Here is a 1,798-nt window from a genome sequence, read left to right on the forward strand (position 1 = left end):
GCCCCGTAGGTGGCCTCGAACGCGCGGGCGGCGTCGAGGGCGCGGCGGCGGTCCTCGGCGTTCCAGATCTCGGCGAGGGCCTTCTTCGCGCCCGGATGCGCGGATTTCGGGAGCGCCCCGAGAATGTTGGCGATCTTGTGGACTTATGAAGAAACAACCTGTCCGTTTCGGCCTCGGGGCTCGTTGAGCTGGTATGCCCGTATCGGTCGAGGTCCGTCGTCAGCTCGCCGCCCGGTTCGAGGTGCTGCTCCCACATCTGAACGAGCGTCAGCAGCGTCTGGCGTTGGCGGCGGAGGCCCGGCTGCTGGGGCACGGCGGTGTGCGGGCTGTCGCTGCAGTGGCCGGGGTCAGCGAGACGACTGTCCGCCGCGGCGTGTTCGAACTCGAACGGGGCGAGGGCCCGCTGCCGGGCGGGCGGGTCCGGAAGACGGGCGGTGGACGCAAGCGGGCCACATACCTGGACCCGACCCTGGTATCTGCGCTGTTGGCGCTGGTCGAGCCGGATGAGCGGGGCGATCCGATGTCGCCGCTGCGGTGGACGACGAAGTCGCTGCGCCACCTGGCCGACGAGCTGACCCGGCAGGGACACGTGGTCTCGGCTCCGACCGTCGGGAAGCTGTTGCGGGAGAACGGGTTCAGCCTCCAGGGCAACGCGAAGACCCTGGAAGGAGACCAGCACCCCGATCGAGACGCCCAGTTCCGCTACATCAACAAGCAGGTCACCGATCATCAGGCTGCTGGGGAGCCGGTCATCAGCGTCGACACCAAGAAGAAGGAGCAACTCGGGAGGCTGCCCAACCCTGGTCGTGAATGGCGTCCGGCGGGAGAACCGATCGAGGTTGAGGATCACAGCTTCTTCTTCACCGGCCCGCAGGTCGAGCAGGCCATCCCGTACGGCGTCTACGACGTCACCGCAGACAGCGGCTGGGTCAACGTCGGGGTCGATCACGACACGTCGGCGTTCGCTGTCGCCTCGATCCGCCGCTGGTGGCAGGCCCGCGGCTGCGGCGACTATCCGGATGCCACCCGCCTGCTGATCACCGCCGACGCCGGGGGCTCCAACAGCTACCGCTACCGGCTGTGGAAGGCCGAGCTCGCCGCTCTCGCCGCCGAGACAGGCCTGGACATCACGTGTGTCATTTCCCGCCGGGCACCTCGGAGTGGAACAAGATCGAGCACCGGCTGTTCTCCCAGATCACGCTCCACTGGCGCGGCAGGCCCCTGACCAGCCACGAAGTCGTCGTCAAGACCATCGCCGCCACCCGAACCCGCACCGGGCTGCGGGTGGCGGCCGAGCTGGACACCGGCACCTACCCGCTCGGGATCTCGGTCAGCAGGGCGTCCCTGCAGGCCCTCCCACTCGCACCGCACTCCTGGTGCGGATCGTGGAACTACACCATCGGCGTGGCCGAGAAGAACCCTGCTCAGCCGCAGGTCGCATCCCTCGGCGAGGCTGAAGGCGACGACCGGGAGCGCACCCGGGCACGATCGCTGAAGATCCTGTCCGATCCCCGGCTCACCGGCATGAGTCGTCACGAGCTGGACGAGTTGGCCACCGATCTGGCCCCGGCCCAAGCCGCGCAGACCGCTCAGCGCTGCTACGAACAGCGCGGCGGGCGCCGCCGCCGAGCTCCCGGAGCCGGAAGCCGATCTCTGCTCACCGACGCCGACCGCATCCTGATCACCATCGTCTACCTGCGGCAGATCTGTTCTCAGAACGTCTTGTCCGAGCTACTCGAGGTGAACCCGAACTCCATCGGCCAGGCGATCGCCGAAACCCGGCAACTGCTCGATGACC

The 1,798-nt window shown here is 68.2% G+C and carries 2 pseudogenes; one reads left to right on the plus strand and one right to left on the minus strand.

The window, feature by feature from the left end:
- Positions 1-140, minus strand: a pseudogene (locus tag KME75_RS44585) (IS256 family transposase); the annotation flags it as partial.
- Positions 141-193: 53 nt separating this feature from the next.
- Between KME75_RS44585 and KME75_RS41245 the strand changes: the two are divergent.
- Positions 194-1,798: pseudogene (locus KME75_RS41245) on the plus strand (ISAzo13 family transposase); the annotation flags it as partial.

This window comes from Pseudonocardia nigra (genome assembly GCF_019396355.1).
In the GTDB taxonomy this organism is placed as follows: Bacteria; Actinomycetota; Actinomycetes; order Mycobacteriales; family Pseudonocardiaceae; genus Pseudonocardia; species Pseudonocardia nigra.